The 20,889-nt window shown below is 70.1% G+C and carries 1 protein-coding gene; it reads left to right on the top strand.

Annotation, left to right across the window (positions count from 1 at the left end; translation table 11 throughout):
• Nucleotides 1-92 precede the first annotated feature (92 nt).
• Nucleotides 93-20,828 carry a non-ribosomal peptide synthase/polyketide synthase gene (locus ABTV10_RS19395; RefSeq protein WP_499029487.1) on the top strand — a complete coding sequence of 6,912 codons (20,736 nt, stop codon included), beginning with the start codon at nucleotides 93-95 and terminating at the stop codon, nucleotides 20,826-20,828.
• Nucleotides 20,829-20,889 lie beyond the last annotated feature (61 nt).

Genomic DNA, 20,889 nt, shown 5'->3' with positions numbered 1-20,889 from the left:
GGGCTCGGCTGGACAGATGTGCTCGGTGTCCGCCGCGGGTCGATCCTTCGACGCGCGCGGGGGCGTGTGACGGTGGGTAGAAAGGCTAGGGTTTGGACTCGCTAGGCGTCGGTGGACTAGAGGGTGACAGCTCGTTCGGGGGCGACACGCACGACGGTGCGTCGCGACCGTTCCCGCTCTCCCAGGCACAGCTCGGCATGTGGTTCGCGCAACATGTCGACCCCTCTGTGCCGGCCAACATCGCGCAGTACGTCGAGCTCCACGGCGACCTCGACATCGCCCGCCTGCATCGGGCCACGTCCCGTGCGGCGGCGGAGACCGGTTCCGCCTACGTCCGGCTGCTCGAGATCGACGCCGAACCGCACCAGGTCGTCGACACCACCCTCGACGACACACCCCGCTACGTCGATCTGCGCGGGGAGATCGATCCGCGTGCGGCGGCCCTCGCCTGGATGCGCGCCGACTACAGCGCGCCGGTCGACCTGCTGCGCGACCGCCTCGTCGTCGGGGCCGTCCTGCATCTCGAGGATGACGTCTACTTCTGGTACAACCGCGCGCACCACGTCGTCCTGGACGGCTTCGGCGCCACGACGTTCGTCAACCGGGTGGCCGAGTGGTACAGCGCCGAGACGGCGGAGACGGAGCCGTCTGTCTGCCTGGCGTCGCCGCTCGAGAAGGTGTGCGACGCCGATCGCACCTACCGTGCCTCGACTCGCTTCACGTCCGATCGCGAGTACTGGCTCGAACGGCTGTCCGGCGTCGAGGAGTCGACGAGCCTCGCCGGCCGCGCGGCGCCGCCCGCGCCGCTGAGCCGGATCGACAGCGCCGCCCTGACGGTGGGGACCGCCGGCCGGATGGACGCCTTCCTCGATCGTGAGGACACGACGATCGCGACGGTCGTCATCGCGGCGTTCGCGGCGTACCTCGCGCAGATGACCGGGCGGGAGGACGTCGTCCTCAGCCTGCCCGTCACCGGACGCACCACGGCCGTGCTGCGGCGCTCGGGTGGCATGACATCGAACGTCGTGCCGCTGCGTCTGACGGTCTCCCCGGGCACGACAGTGTCGGAACTGCTCGGTCGCGTCGCCACCGAGGTCTCGGGCGCCCTGCGCCATCAGCGTTACCGGCACGAGGACATCCGGCGCGACGTCACCGGCGCGGCCGGGCAGGCGTCGTTCTTCGGTCCCTGGGTGAACATCATGATGTTCCACACCGAACTCCGGTTCGGCGACATGGTCGGTGAGCAGCACATCCTCTCGACCGGTCTGATCGAGGACCTCGGCGTCAACGTCTACCAGGGCATCGCGGGCACCACGACACACGTGGACTTCGAGTCCAACCCCAACCTGTACGGCGACGACGAGGCCCGGCGCAACCACGATCGCTTCGTCGAGTTCCTCGACCGGTACGTCGCGTCGGCGTCCGATCGGCCCGTGTGGGAGATCCCGCTCGGCACCGATCTCGAGCAGCGGGTCGTCCTGAACGACTGGGTCCGGACCGACCACAGCGTCCCGCGGCGCAACCTCGCGGAGGCGTTCGACGAGCAGGTGGCCCGCACCCCGGACGCGACCGCGCTCGTCTACGAGGGCAGCTCACTCACGTACGCGGAGCTCGACGCTCGGGCCACAGGTCTCGCGCGCCTCCTGATCGACCGGGGCGTGGGGCCGGAATCCCTTGTGGGCCTGTCCATCCGGCGATCGCTCGATCTGATCGTGGGCCTGTACGCGATCGTCAAGGCGGGCGGCGCCTGGGTCCCGATCGACCCGGACCATCCCGTCGATCGCACGTCGTACATCCTCGAGTCGGCGCGGCCGGCCTGTGTCCTGACCACCGCCCGTGACCAGGTCGACCTGCCCGCCGGGACCGTCACCATCGAGATCGACGCGGTCGACCCCGCCGGGCTCGACACCCGACCCGTGACCGATGCGGACCGGCTCGCGCCGCTGCACCCGGACAACACGGCGTACGTGATCTACACGTCCGGCTCGACCGGCCGGCCCAAGGGCGTCGCCGTCTCGCACGCGGCAATCGACAACCAGCTCGAGTGGATGCTGCACGAGTATCCGATGGCCGGGTCGGACGTCTACCTGCAGAAGACCGCGACCACGTTCGACGTGTCGCTGTGGGGCTTCTTCATGCCGCTGCGGGTCGGCGCCGCGATGGTCGTGGCCACCCCCGACGGACACCGCGACCCGGTGTACGTGGCGAACAAGATCGCCGAGCACTCGGTGACCGTCACCGACTTCGTGCCGTCGATGCTGACGGTGTTCGTCGCGAATGCTCCTGCCGGATCCTGTGATTCGCTGCGCGACGTGTTCGTCATCGGCGAGGCGCTGCCGCCGGAGACCGCCGCCGAGTTCCGGCAGCTCTGCGGGGCCGGCCTGCACAACCTGTACGGCCCCACCGAGGCGGCGGTGTCGGTGACCTACTACGAGTCCGGCCCGCAGGACACCACGACGGTGCCGATCGGTGTGGCCGAGTGGAACACCCGCGCCTACGTGCTCGACCACCGGCTGCGCCCCGCGCCGATCGGGCAGCCCGGTGAGCTGTACCTCGCGGGCGACCAGCTGGCCCGTGGCTACGTCGGCCGACCCGACATCACGTCGGATCGCTTCGTCGCCAACCCGTTCGGCGGCGTCGACGGCATCGGTCACGCCGGTGAGCGGATGTACCGCACCGGTGACCTCGTCCGGTGGCGTGCCGACGGCACCCTCGACTACATCGGGCGCACCGACTTCCAGGTGAAGTTCCGCGGCCAGCGCATCGAGCTGGGCGAGATCGAGACGGTGCTGCTGGCGCACGACGACGTGTCGCAGACCGTGGTGCTCGTGGTGGCGACCGCGACAGGCGACCAGCTGGTGGCGTACGTCGTACCCGCACCCGGACGCACGATCGTGCCGTCGGAGCTGGCCGAGTTCGCCGGCCGGTCCCTGCCGGCGTACATGGTGCCGGCATCGGTCACGGTGCTCGAGGCCTTCCCGCTGAACACCAGCGGCAAGCTCGACCGCAAGGCCCTGCCCGAGCCGATGTTCCTCAGCAACAAGGAATTCCGATCGCCCCGCAGCGACGCCGAGAAGACCGTCGCCGCCGTGTACGCCGAGGTCCTCGGCATCGAGAAGGTCGGACTCGACGACGACTTCTTCGAGCTCGGCGGCAACTCCCTGGTCGCGACGCAGGTCGTGACCCGCGTCGGCGCCGCCCTCGGGGTGCGGCTCGGCGTGCGTGAGCTGTTCGAGGCGTCGACCGTCGCGGCGCTGGCCGCACGTGCCGGCGCGACGGTGGTGCGCGGCACCGGAACGCCCGCGCTCGGCTCCGTCCCGCGTCCCGAGCGGATCCCGCTGTCGCTCGCGCAGCAGCGGATGTGGTTCCTCAACCGGTTCGACTCCTCGACCGCGGTCTACAACCTGCCGTTCGCGGTCCGGCTGTCCGGGACGGTCGACCCGCAGGCGTTCTCCGCCGCCTTCGCCGACGTGGTCGAGCGCCACGAGTCGCTGCGCACCGTCTACCCCGAGGTCGACGGCGTCGCCAGGCAGATGATCCTCCCCGCGCGTGACGTCGTGCGTGAACTCGAACCGGTCGCGACCACGCCGGACGACCTCGAGGCGACCCTGCTCCGTCTCGCGTCGCGCGGCTTCGACGTGACGACCGAGCCCCCGTTCCGGATCGAGCTGCTGCGCCTGTCCGATGGCGAGTACGTGGTCGCGATGGTCCTGCACCACATCGCGGCCGACGGATCCTCGTTCGGCCCGCTCGCCCGTGACCTGATGATCGCGTACGCCGCGCGCGCCGAGGGTTCGGCTCCGGTGTGGGCGCCGCTGCCCGTGCAGTACGCCGACTACGCGGTGTGGCAGCACGAGATGCTCGGATCGGAGTCCGACGCCAACTCGATTGCCGGACAGCAGCTCGCGTACTGGACGCGCGCGCTCGCCGGCCTGCCGGACCAGCTCGACCTGCCGTCCGATCGTCCGCGTCCCGCGGTGGCGTCCAACGCCGGCGCCAAGTTCCGTTTCGACATCGACGCCGGGACGCACGCACGCCTGCTGGAGGTGGCCCGCGAACACGGCGCGACGTTGTTCATGGTCGTGCACGCGGCGTACGCGGTGCTGCTGTCCCGGCTCAGCGGGACGTCCGACATCGCGATCGGTACCCCCGTCGCGGGCCGCGGCGACGAGGCGCTCGACGGGCTGATCGGCATGTTCGTCAACACGCTTGTGTTGCGGACGCAGGTGGATCCGGCGATCTCGTTCGCCGACCTGCTGAGCGAGGTCAAGGACAACGACCTCGAGGCGTACGGCAACGCGGACGTCCCGTTCGAGTGGCTGGTCGACGCGCTCGAACCGACGCGCTCGCCCGCTCGCCACCCGCTGTTCCAGGCCATGCTGTCGGCCGAGGTGTCCGGCGTGCGCGACCTGAGCTTCGCCGGGGTTCGGGCCGGCGCCGCCGAACTGGACGTGCCGATCTCGAAGTTCGATCTCCAGCTGCAGATTTCGGAGGCATTCGACGATGCCGGCGCCCCCGCGGCGATCGGTGCCGTCCTCGAGTACGCCACGGACCTGTTCGACGAGTCGACCGTCGCCACGTTCGCGGAGCGGTTCGTGCGCATCCTGGATGCGATCGTCACCGACACCGCGCTCACCGTGGGTGACGTGTCTCTGCTGGACGAGACCGAGCAGTGGCAGGTCGTCGACGAGTGGAACCGGACCGCCCACGACGTCCCCGCCGTGACGCTGCCCGAACTGTTCGAGCGGCAGGCCGCGACGACGCCGTCCGCGCCCGCCGTGATCTTCGAGTCGGGTTCGTGGACGTACGAGGAGTTCGCGGGCCGCGTCAACCGCCTCGCGCGGCACCTGATCGGGCTGGGTGTGGGACCGGAGACCGTGGTCGCGGTGGCGATGGAGCGATCGCCCGAACTGCTCACGGCCCTGCACGCGGTGCTCGCTGCCGGTGGCGCCTACGTGCCGATCGATCCGCAGCAGCCCATCGAACGCAACACGCACATCCTCGACACGGCGGCACCGGCGTGTGTCCTGACCGCGGCCGGTGACGACGTCGACCTGCCGCAGCACCTCCGCCGGGTGGATGTCGACACCCTCGACCTGTCGACGGTGTCGCCGGCGCCCTTGACCGACGACGACCGGCGGAGCCCGCTGCGCCCGGCCAACGCCGCCTACGTCCTCTTCACGTCCGGATCGACCGGTCGGCCCAAGGGCGTCACGGTTTCCCACGCGGCGGTGGTCAACCAGCTGCTGTCGATGCAGGAGGAGTACGGTCTCGGCGCCGACGACTCGGTGCTGTTCAAGACCCCGGTCACCTTCGACGCGTCGGTGTGGGAGCTGTTCTGGCCGTTGGAAACCGGCGCACGAATCGTCGTCGCCGCGCCCGACGGTCACCGCGATCCCGCCTATCTCGCGAGGATTCTCGCCGAGCAGTCGATCACGGTGGTGCAGTTCGTTCCGACGGTGCTCGACGCCGTCGCCGACCACCTCGAACGACAGGGCTGCGTGTCGCTGTCACACGTGTTCTGTGGTGGCGAACCACTCACCGCCGCAGTGGTTTCCCGGGTCCGCAGCATCTGCGATGCCGCGATCCACAACCTGTACGGCCCCACCGAGACCGCGGTCCAGGTGACCCGTCGCACCGTCACCGAGACGGCGTCGACGGCGGTGCCGATCGGTGCTCCGGTCTGGAACAGCAGGGCCCGCGTGCTCGATTCGCGGTTGAACCCCGTCCCGGCCGGCGTGGTCGGGGAGCTGTACGTGTCCGGTGCCCAGTTGGCACGCGGATACCGTCGCCGGCCCGATCTCACGTCGGATCGCTTCGTCGCCGACCCGTGGGCGCCGGGCGAGCGGATGTACCGCACCGGTGACCTCGTGCGGTGGATCGTCACGCCCAGCGGTGTCGGCGAGCTCGAGTATGTGGGGCGCAGCGACTTCCAGGTGAAGCTGCGCGGTCTCCGCATCGAGCTCGGTGACGTGGAAATGGCCGTCCTCGAGCATGTTTCGGTGTCCCAGGCCGTGGTGGCGCTGCACCACGACCCGCGCGCGGGCGACCAGTTGGTCGCCTACGTCGTCCCCTCGACCGAGGCCGGCGACCCGGTCGATCCGGCGGATCTGCGGGACCACCTGTCGTCGCGGCTGCCGTCGTACATGGTGCCGACGCTGTTCCTGCCGGTCGACGCACTGCCGCGGACCACGTCGGGCAAGATCGACCGGCGTGCGCTGCCCGCACCCGTGTTCGAGGCGAAGTCGTTCCGGGCTCCGCGGACGCCGGTCGAGGAGATCGTGGCCGACGTCCTCGCGGACGTTCTCGGCGCCGAGAACGTCGGGTTGGACGACGAGTTCTTCGCGCTCGGCGGCAACTCGCTGATCGCCACGCAGGTGGTCGCTCGCCTGGGGGCGGCGCTGGACACGTCGGTGCCGGTGCGGGTGCTGTTCGAGTCGTCCACCGTCGAGCAGTTGGCGGTGCGGGTGGAACAGCACGCGGGCGCGGGTCGCCGTGCGCCGCTGGTGGCGCAGGACCGCCCGGCCCGGGTTCCGCTGTCGTTGGCGCAGCAGCGGATGTGGTTCCTCAACCGTCTCGAGCCCGAGTCGGCGACCTACAACCTCTCGTTCGGTCTGCGGTTGACGGGCGATCTGGATGTCGTGGCACTGCAGGTCGCGCTCGTCGACATGCTGGACCGGCACGAGTCGCTCCGGACGATCTTCCCCGACTCGCAGGACGGTCCGCACCAGGTGGTGCTCGACGCCGTGCGTGTCGTCCCGAACCTCAGCCCGATCGACGTCGACGGCGACGAACTGGACCGTGCGATGGCGGTTTTCGCGTCCACCGGGTTCGACGTCACGACGCACGCGCCGGTGCGGGCCACGCTGTTCCGGGTCGACCCCTTCCACCACGTCCTCGCGATCGTCGTCCACCACATCAGTGCCGACGGGTGGTCGATGGGGCCGCTCGCCCGCGACGTCATGGCGTCGTACGAGGCGCGGATCCGGTGGGGACAGCCGGTGTGGGAGACGCTGCCCGTCCAGTACGCCGATTACGCGCTGTGGCAGCAGCAGATCCTCGGGTCGGAGGACGACGAGGACTCGATCGTCGCGAAGCAGGCGCGCTACTGGTCCGCACACCTCGACGGACTGCCCGACCAACTCGACGTGCCGACGGACCGCCCTCGCCCGGCGCGGCAGTCCTACCGCGGCGCGAAGATCGACTTCACGGTGCCGGCGAACGTGCACCGTGCGCTCATCGCGCTCGCGCACGAACGCAACGCGTCGCTGTTCATGGTCGTGCACGCTGCGCTGACCGTGCTGCTGTCCCGATCTGCCGCCACCGATGACGTCGCCATCGGCACCCCGGTGGCCGGGCGCGGTGAGCAGGCGCTCGACGACCTGGTCGGCATGTTCGTCAACACGCTCGTGCTGCGTACCCACGTCGACGGCGGCGCACGGTTCGCCGACCTCCTGTCCCACGCGCGGGACGTCGCGCTGGGCGCGTTCGCGCACTCCGACATCCCGTTCGAGCGGCTCGTCGAGATCCTCAACCCGGCGCGTTCGACGGCCCGGCATCCGCTGATCCAGGTGATGCTCTCGTTCGAGAACCTGGGCCCGACCCATCTCGAGCTGCCCGGCCTCACGATCGACAAGGTGGAACTCGACGCCGAGGTCGCGAAGTTCGATCTGCAGTTCACGTTCCGGGAATCGATCGGCGAGAACGGTCTCGCCGACGGAATGTCGGGTGAGTTCACCTACGCGACAGACCTGTTCGACGAGTCGACGGTGCGGGCGTTGGCGGATCGATTCCTCCGGGTTCTCGACGCGGTCGTCGCCTCGCCCGACGTCGTCGTCGGCGACATCGACCTGCTCGGCGACGACGAGTTCGCGCAGCTGACCGGCCCGGTCGCCCCCGCCGCTCCCGAACCGGCGGTGCTGCCGGATCTGCTGGCCGCTGCAACGGATATCGACCCCGACGCGCTCGCCCTGGTCTCCGGGACCGACGAGGTCACCTATCGCGTGCTCGACGAGCGGTCCACCCGGTTGGCGCGGTTGCTGGTGTCGCGCGGCGCGGGACCCGAGGACGTCATCGCGGTGGCGCTGACCCGGTCCGTCGAATCGGTGACCGCGGTGTGGGCGGTCGCCAAGTCCGGTGCCGCGTTCGTGCCGGTCGACCCGAACTACCCGGGTGATCGGGTGGCGCACATGGTGTCGGACTCGGGTGCCGTGCTGGGCGTGACCACGTCCGAGCACGCCGCCGGCCTCCCGGACGGTATTCCCTGGTTGGTCCTCGACGACGCCGCGGTGTCCGCCGCGCTCGACGAGCAGTCGGTGGTCCGGCCGTCGAACGCCGATCGGGTGCGCCCGTTGCGCGTCGCCGATCCGGCGTACGTCATCTACACGTCGGGGTCGACGGGTGTGCCGAAGGGTGTCGTGGTGACGCACGCCGGTCTGGCGGCGTTCGCGGCGGAGCAGGTGGAGCGGTACGGCATCGGATCGGGTTCGCGGACATTGCATTTCGCGTCGCCGAGTTTCGATGCGTCGATTCTCGAGCTGCTGATGGCGTTCGGGGCGGGGGCGACCATGGTGGTCGCGCCGACGTCGATCTACGGCGGCCAGGAACTCACGGACGTTCTGGCCGTCCATCGGGTGACGCACGCGTTCGTGACGCCGGCGGCGCTGGCGTCGGTGGATCCGTCCGGCCTGGACGCGCTCGGTGTGGTCGTGGTCGGTGGCGAGGCGTGTTCGGCGGATCTGGTGGCCCGGTGGGCGACCGGTGGTCGGCGGATGTTCAACGCGTACGGGCCCACCGAGGCGACCGTGGCCTCCAACATCTCCGACCCGCTCGTGCCGGGCGAGCCCGTGACGATCGGGCGCGCGATCCGCGGGGCGAACGCCTACGTGCTGGACGCGCGCCTGCGCCCGGTCCCGGCCGGGGTGACGGGTGAGCTGTACCTCGAGGGGCCGGGCCTGGCCCGCGGATACCACGAGCGCGCCGGGCTCACCGCGGAACGGTTCGTCGCGAACCCGTACGGGGAGCGCGGCTCGCGCCTGTACCGCACCGGTGACGTCGTACGGACCGGCGCGGATCGGGTGATCGAGTACGTCGGCCGCGCCGACGATCAGGTGAAGCTGCGCGGCTTCCGCATCGAACTCGGCGAGATCGAGGCCGTTCTGCACCGGCTGGACGTCGTCGCACAGGCGGTGGTCGTGGTCAAGCACGAGCAGCTGGTGGCGTATCTCGTTGCCGCGGGGGGTGCCTCGATCGACTCGGTCGCCGTGAAGGATGCGGTGGGACGAGCCCTGCCGTCGTACATGATCCCCTCAGCCGTCGTCGTGCTCGACGAGCTGCCGATCAGCGGAAGCGGCAAGCTCGACCGTCGGGCACTGCCCGAACCCGAGTTCGAGGCCCGCGAATTCCGGGCCCCCGAGACGCCGATCGAGGAGATCGTCGCCGACGTGTTCACCGATCTGCTCGGTGTCGCCCGGGTGGGACGCGACGACGACTTCTTCGAACTCGGCGGCAACTCGCTCGTCGCGACGCGTGCGGTGGCCCGCCTCGGTGAGGCGCTCGAGACCTCGGTCCCGGTCCGCACGCTGTTCGAGGCCTCCAGCGTCCGTGCCCTCGCGGCACGGATCGAGCAGGTCGCCGGCAGCGGCGGCCGAACCCGACTGGTCGCGCGCACCCGACCCGATGTCGTGCCGCTGTCGTACGCGCAGCAGCGCATGTGGTTCCTCAATCGCTTCGACACCTCGTCGGCGGGCAACAACATCCCCGTCGCCGTCCGGCTGTCCGGCCTGCTCGACCGCACCGCGATGCGGGCGGCGGTCGCAGACGTGATCGCCCGGCACGAGTCGCTGCGCACCGTGTACCCGGAGGTCGACGGAGTCGGCAGCCAGGTGATTCTCCCGCCGTCCCGGGCCGCGATCGCGCTCGAGCCGATCGCGATCGCCGCCGACGAACTGGCCTCCGCGCTGGACGATCTCGCGCGGTCGGCGTTCGACGTGACGCGCGACGTGCCGCTGCGGGCGGCACTGTACGAGCTGAGCCCCACCGAGCACGTGCTCGCGCTGGTCGTCCATCACATCGCGGCCGACGGCTTCTCGATGGGACCGCTTACCCGCGACATCATGGTCGCCTACACCGCGCGCTGCGCGGGGAGCGCCCCGGCGTGGGCGCCGCTCACGGTGCAGTACGCCGACTTCGCGCTGTGGCAGCGGGCCGTGCTCGGCAGCGAGGACGACCCGGATTCGCTGATCTCCCAGCAGATTTCGTACTGGGCGGACCGGCTCGCCGGGCTGCCCGAGCAGCTCGACGTCCCTGCGGACCGGCCGCGGCCCGTGGTCGCATCCGGACGGGGCGCGACCCACCGCTTCACCATCGACGATGCGACACATCAGGCGATCGTGGCGCTGGCGCAGCGCACCAACACGACGCCGTTCATGGTGGTGCACGCGGCGCTGGCGGCGCTGTTGGCGCGGCTGAGCGGGACGTCGGACATCGCGATCGGCACGCCGATCGCCGGTCGCGGAGAGCAGGCACTCGACGACGTCATCGGCATGTTCGTCGGCACCCTCGTCTTGCGCACCGACGTGGACGGCGGCAGTTCGTTCGAGGACCTGCTGGCCCGGACGCGCGAGATCGACCTCGCCGCGTTCGCGCACGCGGATGTCCCGTTCGAGCGCCTCGTCGAGGTCCTCGATCCGGCTCGGTCGCAGGCCCGACATCCGCTGTTCCAAGTGATGCTGACGTTCCAGAACCTGGGCCCGCTGGCGCTCGAACTGCAGGGGCTGTCGGTGTCCGCGATCGATCTCGACGCCGCCGCAGCGAAGTTCGACCTGCAGGTGACGGTCGCCGAATCGATCGAGGAGTCCGGGTCAGCCGCGGGGCTCTCCGTCGAACTGACCTACGCCACCGACCTGTTCGACGCGTCGACGATTCGGGTGTTCGGGGAACGGTTCGTGCGCGTGCTCGAGGCCGCGACCGCGGACCCGTCCATCGCGGTCGGCGATGTCGACCTCGTGGACGCGTCGGAGCGTGTGCTGGTCCTCGAGCGCTGGAACGACACCCGTCACGCCGTCGAGGGCGCGACGCTCGTGGAGTTGTTCGAGGCGCAGGTGGCCCGGACACCGGATGCGGCGGCCCTCGTGTTCGAGGGTGAGTCGCTGACCTACGGCGAGTTCGCGTCCCGGGTGCACCGGACGGCCCGCTTCCTGATCGCGGAGGGTGTCGGCCCGGATTCCCTGGTGGGTCTGGGGATGCGCCGTTCGCTGGATCTGTTGGTGGGCATGTACGCGGTGCTGGCTGCCGGTGGTGGGTATGTGCCGGTGGATCCGGATCAGCCGGCGGAGCGCAACGGCTACATCCTGGAGACCGCGAATCCGGTTCTGCTGCTCAGTACCTCGCGGGACCGTACGGGTCTGCCCGTCTCCGGGACGGTCGTGGACATCGACACCGTCGACGTCTCGATGTATTCGGATGCGCCCATCACGGACGGGGAACGCCGCGCGTTGCTGCGACCGGACAACGCGGCGTACGTGATCTTCACGTCGGGTTCGACGGGTCGCCCGAAGGGGGTGGCGGTGTCGCATGCGGCGATCGTGAATCGTCTGGTGTGGATGCAGGCCGAGTACGGTCTGGGTTCGGCGGACACGGTGCTGCAGAAGACGCCGTTCACGTTCGATGTGTCGGTGTGGGAGTTCTTCTGGCCGTTGCAGGTGGGTGCGCGTCTGGTGATCGCCGCCCCGGACGGTCATCGGGATCCGGCGTATCTGGCGCGGGTGATGGTGGAGGAGTCGGTGACGACGGCGCATTTCGTGCCGTCGATGCTGTCGGTGTTCGTGGCCGACCCTGCGGTGGCCGGGGTGGATTCGCTTCGCCTGGTGTTCGCGTCGGGTGAGGCGTTGCCCGCGCAGACCGCGGCACGCGTGCGTGACGTGGTGCCGGGTGCGGTGCTGCACAACCTCTACGGTCCGACCGAGGCCGCGGTGGATGTGACGTTCCACGAGGTGACTGAGGCCGACGTGGCGAGCGTGCCGATCGGTGCGCCGGTGTGGAACACGCAGGTGTTCGTCCTCGATGGTCGGCTGTCGCCGGTGCCGGTGGGTGTTCCGGGTGAGTTGTATCTGGCGGGTGCGCAGTTGGCGCGCGGGTACGTCGGTCGCAGTGATTTGACGGCGGATCGGTTCGTGGCCAACCCGTTCGGTGCCGCCGGGGAGCGGATGTACCGCACGGGTGACCTGGTGCGGTGGACCGCCTCGGGTGAGTTGGACTACATCGGTCGCACCGACTTCCAGGTCAAGCTGCGGGGTCTGCGGATCGAGTTGGGGGAGATCGAGACGGCGCTGCTCGAACTGCCGTCGATCGCGCAGTCCGTGGTGTTGGTGAAGTCGGACCAGTTGGTTGCCTACGTGGTGGCGGACGGGCCGTTCGATGCCGAGGTCGCGAAGGCCGAGTTGGCGAAGGCGTTGGCGTCGTACATGGTGCCGGCGGTGTTCGTGGTGCTGGACGCGTTCCCGTTGAACGCGTCGGGCAAGTTGGATCGGAAGGCGCTGCCGGAGCCGGTGTTCGAGGCCAAGACCTTCCGTGCGCCGACGACGCCGGTGGAGGAGATCATCGCGGGTGTGTTCGCGGACGTTCTCGACCTCGACCGGGTCGGTCTGGACGACGACTTCTTCGCGCTCGGCGGCAATTCGCTGGTCGCGACGCAGGTGGTCTCGCGCCTCGGTGCGGCGTTTGATGCGCGGGTGCCAGTGCGGGTGCTTTTCGAGGCGTCGACAGTGGAAGTCCTTGCCGGGCAGGTGCAGTCCCTCATCGGTGGGGGAGCGCGGAAGGCGCTCACGGCCGGGCCGCGCCCGGAGCGGATTCCGTTGTCGCTGGCGCAGCAGCGCATGTGGTTCCTCAACCGGTTCGAGCCCGATTCGGCCGTGAACAACATTCCGGTCGCGATCCGGCTCACCGGGGCGCTCGACGTAGAGGCTCTGCGGACCGCGCTCGCCGACGTCGTCGCACGTCACGAGTCGCTGCGCACGGTGTTCCCGGATGTCGACGGTGTCGGCACGCAGACCATCCTGCCCGCCGAGCAGGCCGCGATCGACTGCGTGTCCGAGTCGGTGACCGAGGCCGAACTTGTCGCGTGCATCGACGAGCTGGCGTCGGCCGGATTCGACCTGACGTCCGAGATCCCGCTGCGCACCAAGCTGTTCCGGCTCGCATCCGACCAGCACGTGCTGGTCCTCGTGGTGCACCACATCGCGGCGGACGGTTTCTCGATGGGACCGCTGACCCGCGACATCATCGGTGCCTACGCGGTGCGGTCGACCGGTGACGTCCCCTCGTGGGCACCGCTCGACGTGCAGTACGCCGATTACGCGCTGTGGCAGCGCGAGGTCCTCGGCGGCGAGGACGATCCGGAGTCGCTGATCTCGGCGCAGGTCTCGTACTGGACCGAGCGGCTCGCCGACCTGCCGGAGCAGCTGGATCTGCCGTCCGACCGTCCGCGTCCGGTGATCGCGTCGAATCGTGGGGCGTCATATCGGTTCTCGATCGACACGGAGCTGCACACTGCGATCGAGTCGGTGGCCCGTGCACACGGTGCGACACCGTTCATGGTGGTGCACGCGGCGCTGTCGGTGCTGCTGGCGCGGCTGAGCGGCACCTCCGACATCGTGATCGGCACCCCGGTCGCGGGCCGCGGCGAGGCAGCACTCGACCACCTGATCGGCATGTTCGTCGGCACGCTGGTCCTGCGGGCCGAGGTCGACGGCGGACAGTCGTTCGCCGACCTCCTGGGACAGGTCCGCGGCACCGATCTCGCGGCGTTCGAGCACGCCGACCTGCCGTTCGAGCGGCTCGTCGAGATCCTCGACCCGGAGCGGTCGCAGGGGCGCCACCCGCTGTTCCAGGTGATGCTGGCGTTCCAGAACCTGGACCGCGCATCGCTCGAGCTGCCCGGTCTGAGCGTCTCCGCCGTCGAATTCGACGCGGCTGTCTCGAAGTTCGACCTGCAGGTGACCGTCGAGCCTTCCGCGACCGGATACGTGGTCGACCTCACCTATGCGACCGATCTCTTCGACGAGTCGTCGGTGCGGGCGTTCGGGGACCGTTTCGTGCGCCTGCTCGAGTCGGTGACGGCGGATCCTGCGGCGATCGTCGGCGACGTCGAGTTGCTGGACGGTGCGGAGCAGTCGCGGGTCCTCGAGGGCTGGAACGCGACCGGGCACGCGGTCGAGGGGTCGACCCTGGTCGACGTGTTCGAGGAACAGGTGGCCCGGACGCCGGAAGCGACGGCCCTCGTCTTCGAGGGCGTGTCGCTGACCTACGGCGAGTTCGCGTCCCGGGTGCACCGGACGGCCCGCTTCCTGATCGAAGCCGGTGTCGGCCCGGATTCCCTGGTGGGTCTGGGGATGCGCCGTTCGCTGGATCTGTTGGTGGGCATGTACGCGGTGCTGGCTGCCGGTGGTGGATACGTTCCGGTGGATCCGGATCAGCCGGCGGACCGCAACGGGTACATCCTCGAGACGGCGAACCCGGTGCTGCTGCTGAGCACCTCGCGTGACAGTGCCGACCTGCCCGCCACCGAGCGGATCGTGAACCTCGATGCCGTCGACGTGGCGGCGTTCTCGGATGCCCCGGTGACCGATGCCGAGCGGCGCTCGCCGCTGCGGCCCGACAACGCCGCGTACGTGATCTTCACGTCCGGTTCGACGGGTCGTCCCAAGGGTGTCGCGGTCGGGCATGCGGCGATCGTCAACCAGGTGCGCTGGCTGTGCGCCGAGTACGGGTTGTCCGCGGCCGATGTGGTGCTGCAGAAGACGCCGTTCACGTTCGACGTGTCGCTGTGGGAGCTGTTCGGCACCCTCGCGGTCGGTGGCCGCCTGGTGATCGCCGCCCCGGACGGGCACCGCGATCCCGCGTACCTGAAGCGCGTGATCGAGCAGCAGGCGGTGACGACGACGTCGTTCGTGCCGTCGATGCTGTCGGCGTTCACGGCGGAACTGGCCGAGGGCGACTGCCGGACGCTGCGTGCGGTGCTGGTGGCCGGTGAGGCGTTCCCGACCGCGGCGGCCGAGGCCTTCGCCGCGGTGAACGGTGCCGAGTTGCACAACCTGTACGGCCCGACCGAGTTTGCCGTGCACGCCACGGCGCGGCCGGTCGCGGGCACCATCGGTTCGAGCGTCCCGATGGGATCGCCCGTGTGGAACAGTCGGGCATACGTGCTCGACGCCCGTCTGCGCCCGGTACCCGCCGGTGTGGCCGGTGAGTTGTACCTGGCCGGAACTCAGTTGGCGCGCGGCTACTTCGGCCGCGGCGATCTGACGGCGGACCGTTTCGTGGCGAACCCGTTCGGGACCGCCGGTGAGCGGATGTACCGCACGGGTGACCTCGTCAGGTGGACGGCCGCGGGTGAGCTGGAGTACCTGGGCCGCACCGACTTCCAGGTGAAGCTGCGTGGTCTGCGGATCGAGCTGGGTGAGGTCGAGGCGGCGCTGGTGGCGCTGCCGGAGATCACCCAGTCGGTGGTGTTGGTGAAGTCGGAACAGCTGGTTGCCTATGTGGTGGCGGACGCGTCGCTCGACACGGATGCGGTCAAGGCGGAGCTGTCGCGGACTCTGGCGTCGTACATGGTGCCGGCGGTGTTCGTGGTGTTGGACGCGTTCCCGTTGAACGCGTCGGGCAAGTTGGATCGGCGGGCGTTGCCGGAGCCGGTGTTCGAGGTGCGCGAGTTCCGTGCGCCGACGTCGCCGGTGGAGGAGATCGTCGCGGGTGTGTTCGCGGACGTTCTCGACCTCGGCCGGGTCGGGTTGGACGACGATTTCTTCGCGCTCGGCGGTAATTCGCTGGTCGCGACGCAGGTCGTGGCGCGTCTGGGTGCGGCGCTGGATGCGCGGGTGCCGGTGCGGGAGCTGTTCGAGGCGTCGACGGTGGAGACGCTCGCGGCGCGGCTGGCGGAGCAGTCCGGTGGCGGCCGTGAGGAACTGGTCGCGCGGACCCGTCCGGAGCGGATTCCGCTGTCGCTCGCGCAGCAGCGCATGTGGTTCCTCAACCGCTTCGACACCGAATCGACCGCGTACAACATCCCGATGGCCCTGCGACTGTCCGGCGACCTCGACGTGGCGGCGCTGGAACAGGCCGTGGCCGACGTCACTGCCCGCCACGAGTCGCTGCGCACGGTGTTCCCGGCTACGGACGACGGCCCGCAGCAAGTGATCCTGCCTGCCGACCGGGCCGTGCTCGCGCTCGCGGCGATCGACGTCGACCCGAGCGACGTGCCCGCGCGGCTGCGCGGCCTCGCGTCGACCCGCTTCGACGTGACGACGGACGTCCCGATCCGGGTAGAGCTGTACCGAACCGGTGCCGGCCAGTACGTGCTCGGCATGGTCGTGCACCACATCAGTGCCGACGGCGCGTCCCTCGCGCCATTGACGCGGGACGTCATGACCGCGTACGCCGCGCGCTCGACCGGGCACGCACCCGGCTGGGCGCCGCTGACGGTGCAGTATGCCGACTACGCGCTGTGGCAGCGCGAGGTTCTCGGTGACGAGGACGATCCGGAATCGCTGTCGGCGCAGCAGCTCTCGTACTGGACCCAGCGTCTCGCGGATCTGCCGGATCAGCTGAACCTGCCGACCGATCACCCGCGTCCGGCGGTGCAGTCGTTCCGCGGCGGGCTGGTCGAGTTCGAGATCGACGCCCCGACCCACCGTGGTCTGCGCGACCTGGCCCGCAGCCGGAACGCGACGGTCTTCATGGCGGTGCACTCGGCGTTCGCGGTGCTGCTGTCGCGGCTCTCGGGCAGCGACGACATTGCCGTCGGCACCCCGATCGCGGGGCGCGGCGAGTCCGCGCTCGACGACCTCGTCGGCATGTTCGTCAACACGCTCGTGTTCCGAACCCGGATCGACGGCGGACGCTCGTTCGTCGACACACTCGCGGCCGTCCGCGAGGGTGACCTGCAGGCGTTCGCGAACGCGGACGTTCCGTTCGAACGCCTGGTCGAGGTCCTCAACCCGGCACGGTCCACCGCCCGGCATCCGCTGTTCCAGGTGGGCTTCTCGTTCCAGAACCACGATCGCGGCAGCCTCGAACTGCCGGGGCTCACCGTGGACGTGGCCGAGGTGGAATCCGGTGTGGCGCAGTTCGATCTGCACCTCATTGTGGAGGACCGCTACGACGACAGCGGCGATCCGGTCGGGATGAAGGCGTCCATGACGTACGCGACCGACCTCTTCGACGAGCCGACCGTCCGTGCCTTCGCGGACCGGTTCGCGCGGCTGCTCGCGACCGTCGTCGTCAAGCCGACGCTCCCGGTGGGCGATGTCGACCTGCTCGGCGCCGACGAGCGTGCGCAGCTGCTGACCGGCTGGAACGCCACCGCCCGACGGTCCGAGGCGGCGACGCTGGTCGACCTGTTCGACGCGCAGGTCGCCGCCACACCCGCCGCCGTCGCGCTGGTCGCGGGTGACGAGAGCCTCACGTACGCAGAGTTCGACGCGCGCGTGAACCGTCTCGCGCGGCACTTGATCGGGCGCGGTGTCGGTCCGGAATCGTCGGTGGCCCTGGCGATCCGCCGATCCGTGGACCTGCTGGTCGCCATGTACGCGGTCACCAAGACCGGCTGCGCCTACGTTCCGGTGGACCCGGACCAGCCCGCCGAGCGGACCGGCTACATCCTGGACGCGGCCCGGCCGGTGTGCGTCCTGACGACCTCGCGCGACGGCGTCACCGCGACCGCGTGGCCGATCGTCGAGATCGACACGCTGGACCTCGGCGCGGTATCCGACGCGCCGATCGCGGCCGCCGAACGTCGTGCACCGCTGCGGCCGGACAACACCGCGTACGTGATCTTCACGTCCGGTTCGACGGGCCGGCCCAAGGGCGTCGCCGTCCCGCACGCCGCGATCGTCAACCAGTTGCGCTGGATGCGGGACGAATACGACCTGGGTGCGTCGGACGCGGCTCTACTCAAGACCGCGGCCACGTTCGACCTCTCGGTCTGGGAGTTCTGGTCGATGACGACGTGCGGTGGTCGCCTCGTCATCGCGACACCGGACGGGCACCGCGACCCCGGCTACCTGCTGGAGGTGCTGCGCGACGAGCAGGTGACCGCGTTCCACGTCGTGCCGTCGATGCTCTCGATGCTGCTGACCACCGCGGACGGGGTGCTGCCGTCGTCGTTGCGGCACATCTTCGCGATCGGCGAGGCGCTGCCGGCGGCCACCGCCCAGGCGTTCCGGGAGCGGAACGGTGCGACGCTGCACAACCTGTACGGCCCCACCGAGGCCGCGGTGTCGGTGACCCACCACGAGGTGACCGCCGCCGACACCACCGTCGTCCCGATCGGTGTCCCCGAGTGGAACACCCAGGTGTACGTGCTGGATTCGCGGCTGAGTCCGGTGCCCGCGGGCGTGACCGGCGAGCTGTACCTCGCCGGTGCGCAGTTGGCGTGCGGCTACTTCGGCCGGGCCGACCTGACCGCGGACCGGTTCGTCGCGAACCCGTGGGGCACCGGCGAGCGGATGTACCGCACCGGTGACGTGGTCCGATGGAAGCTCTCGGGAGAACTCGAGTACGTCGAGCGCGCCGACTTCCAGGTGAAGGTCCGCGGTTTCCGCATCGAGCTCGGCGAGATCGAGGCCGCGCTGCGGGAGTTGCCGGTGGTGGCGGCCGCCGCGGTCACGGCACACAGCGACGACCGCACCGGCGACCGTCTGGTCGCCTACCTGGTGCCCGCGGCCGGCGTGGACCTCGACATCGAGGACGTCCGGGCGGAGCTGACGCGGACCCTGCCGTCGTACATGGTGCCGTCAGCGTTCGTGGCCCTCGAGGCGTTGCCGCTCAACGCGAACGGCAAGCTCGACCGTAAGGCGCTCCCGGCGCCGGTTTTCGAGGCCCGGGACTTCCGGGCCGCGAACACGGCGCTCGAGGAGATCGTCGCGGGCGCGTTCGCGGACGTGCTCGGGGTGGAGCAGGTCGGCCTGGACGACGACTTCTTCGCGCTCGGCGGCAACTCGCTCGTCGCGACGCAGCTGGTGGCCCGACTCGGCGCCGCACTCGACACCCAGGTGCCGGTGCGCGTGGTGTTCGAGGACTCCACGGTGGCCGGGGTCGTCGCCGCGGTGACACCGCTCGTGGGCCGCGGGGCACGGGCCCCTCTCACGGCGCGGCCACGCCCCGACCGGGTTCCGCTGTCGCTGGCGCAGCAGCGGATGTGGACGCTGAACCAGGTAAATCCGGCGTCGTCGGCCTACAACATTCCGGTGGCGGTCCGGCTGTCCGGCGCGCTCGACGTCGATGTCCTGCGGGGCGCGGTCGCCGACGTGATCGCTCGGCACGAGGTGCTGCGCACGATGTACCCGGACACTGCCGACGGCCCTGTCCAACACGTGGTTCCGGTCGAGCAGGCGGTGCCGCGGCTGGATCCGGTCACGGTCACCGAGGCCGAGGTCGTCGACCGGCTCACCGACTTCGTCGGACGTGGCTTCGACGTCACGGCCGAGGTGCCGGTGCGTGCCGCGCTGTTCGCGTTGGCCGCGGGTGAGCACGTCCTCGCGTTCGTGGCGCACCACATCAGCGCCGACGGCTTCTCGATGGGACCGCTCATCCGGGACGTGATGCTCGCGTACGTGGCGCGCGTCGACGGCGGTGCACCGCAGTGGCAGCCGCTGGCTGTGCAGTACGCCGACTTCAGCCTGTGGCAGCGGGAGGTGCTCGGTGACGAGTCCGACCCGGATGCGGCGGTGTCGCGTCAGATCGCGTACTGGGCGGACGAACTGAAGGATGCTCCCGAGCTGTCGGCGCTGCCGACGGACCGCCCGCGCCCGGCCCGGCCGTCGATGGCCGGCGCCTCCGTCGACATCGACATCGACGCGGAGCTGGCTGCGCGCGTGGAGAACACGGCTCGCGAGCAGGGGGCGACGACGTTCATGGTGTTCCATGCGGCGCTCGCGGTGCTGCTGTCGCGGCTCGGCGGTTCGAACGACGTCACGATCGGCACGCCGGTCGCCGGTCGCGGTGAGGCCGCGACGGACGACCTGATCGGCATGTTCGTCAACACGCTGGCGCTGCGTACCCGCGTCGAACCGGCGTCGTCGTTCGTGGACCTGCTGGCGCACGCGCGGACGCAGGACCTCGCCGCATTCGGCAACGCCGACGTGCCGTTCGAGCAGGTGGTCGAGGCGGCCGGCGTCCGGCGGTCCAGCGCGTACACCCCGCTGTTCCAGGTGATGCTGACGTTCCAGAACATGGACACCGGCACGTTCGCCCTGCCGGGCCTCGAGGTGTCGGCGCTCGACCTCGGCGACGACCAGGCCAAGTTCGATCTGCAGCTCACCGCTGTGGAACAGTTCGGCGCCGACGGTGCGCTCACCGGGTTCCGGGCGATGTTCACGTACGCGACGGACCTGTTCGACAAGGAGACGGTGGCCGCGTTCGGTGAGCGGTTCGTGAGGATCCTCGACGCGGTGACCGACAACCCGGCGATCGTGCTGCGGGCCATCGACGTCACCACCGACGCCGAGCGCGAGGCGCTCGCGCCGAAGAGGGAGCTGACGGTCGAGGACCTGCCCGAACTGGTGGCAAGCGCCGCCCGGGTCGCGCCCGACACGGTGGCCGTCTCGCACGCAGGCACCGACGTCACGTTCGGCGACCTGCACGCCAAGATCGACACGACGGCGAAGGCGACGGGCGGCGCGCTCAAGCCCGAGGCGCTGATGACCGTGGCGCTGTCGGGTCTGCTGCCGGGAATCCTGCCGGCGCTCGGTGCCGAGGGCTACGGCGCGGTGATCGGCAAGATGATCGTCGACGCCGCGGCGCTGGCCGACGGTGAGGGCGGAATCGAGTGATCGCGTTCGGATGAACCGGGGGAGTCGACAGGTCGGCTCCCCCGAGTCACGCGGTCGTAGT

The organism is Paraburkholderia sp. RHO2 (genome assembly GCF_050955445.1).
In the GTDB taxonomy this organism is placed as follows: Bacteria; Actinomycetota; Actinomycetes; order Mycobacteriales; family Mycobacteriaceae; genus Prescottella; species Prescottella agglutinans_A.
This window is presented reverse-complemented; position numbering and strand designations above follow the sequence as displayed.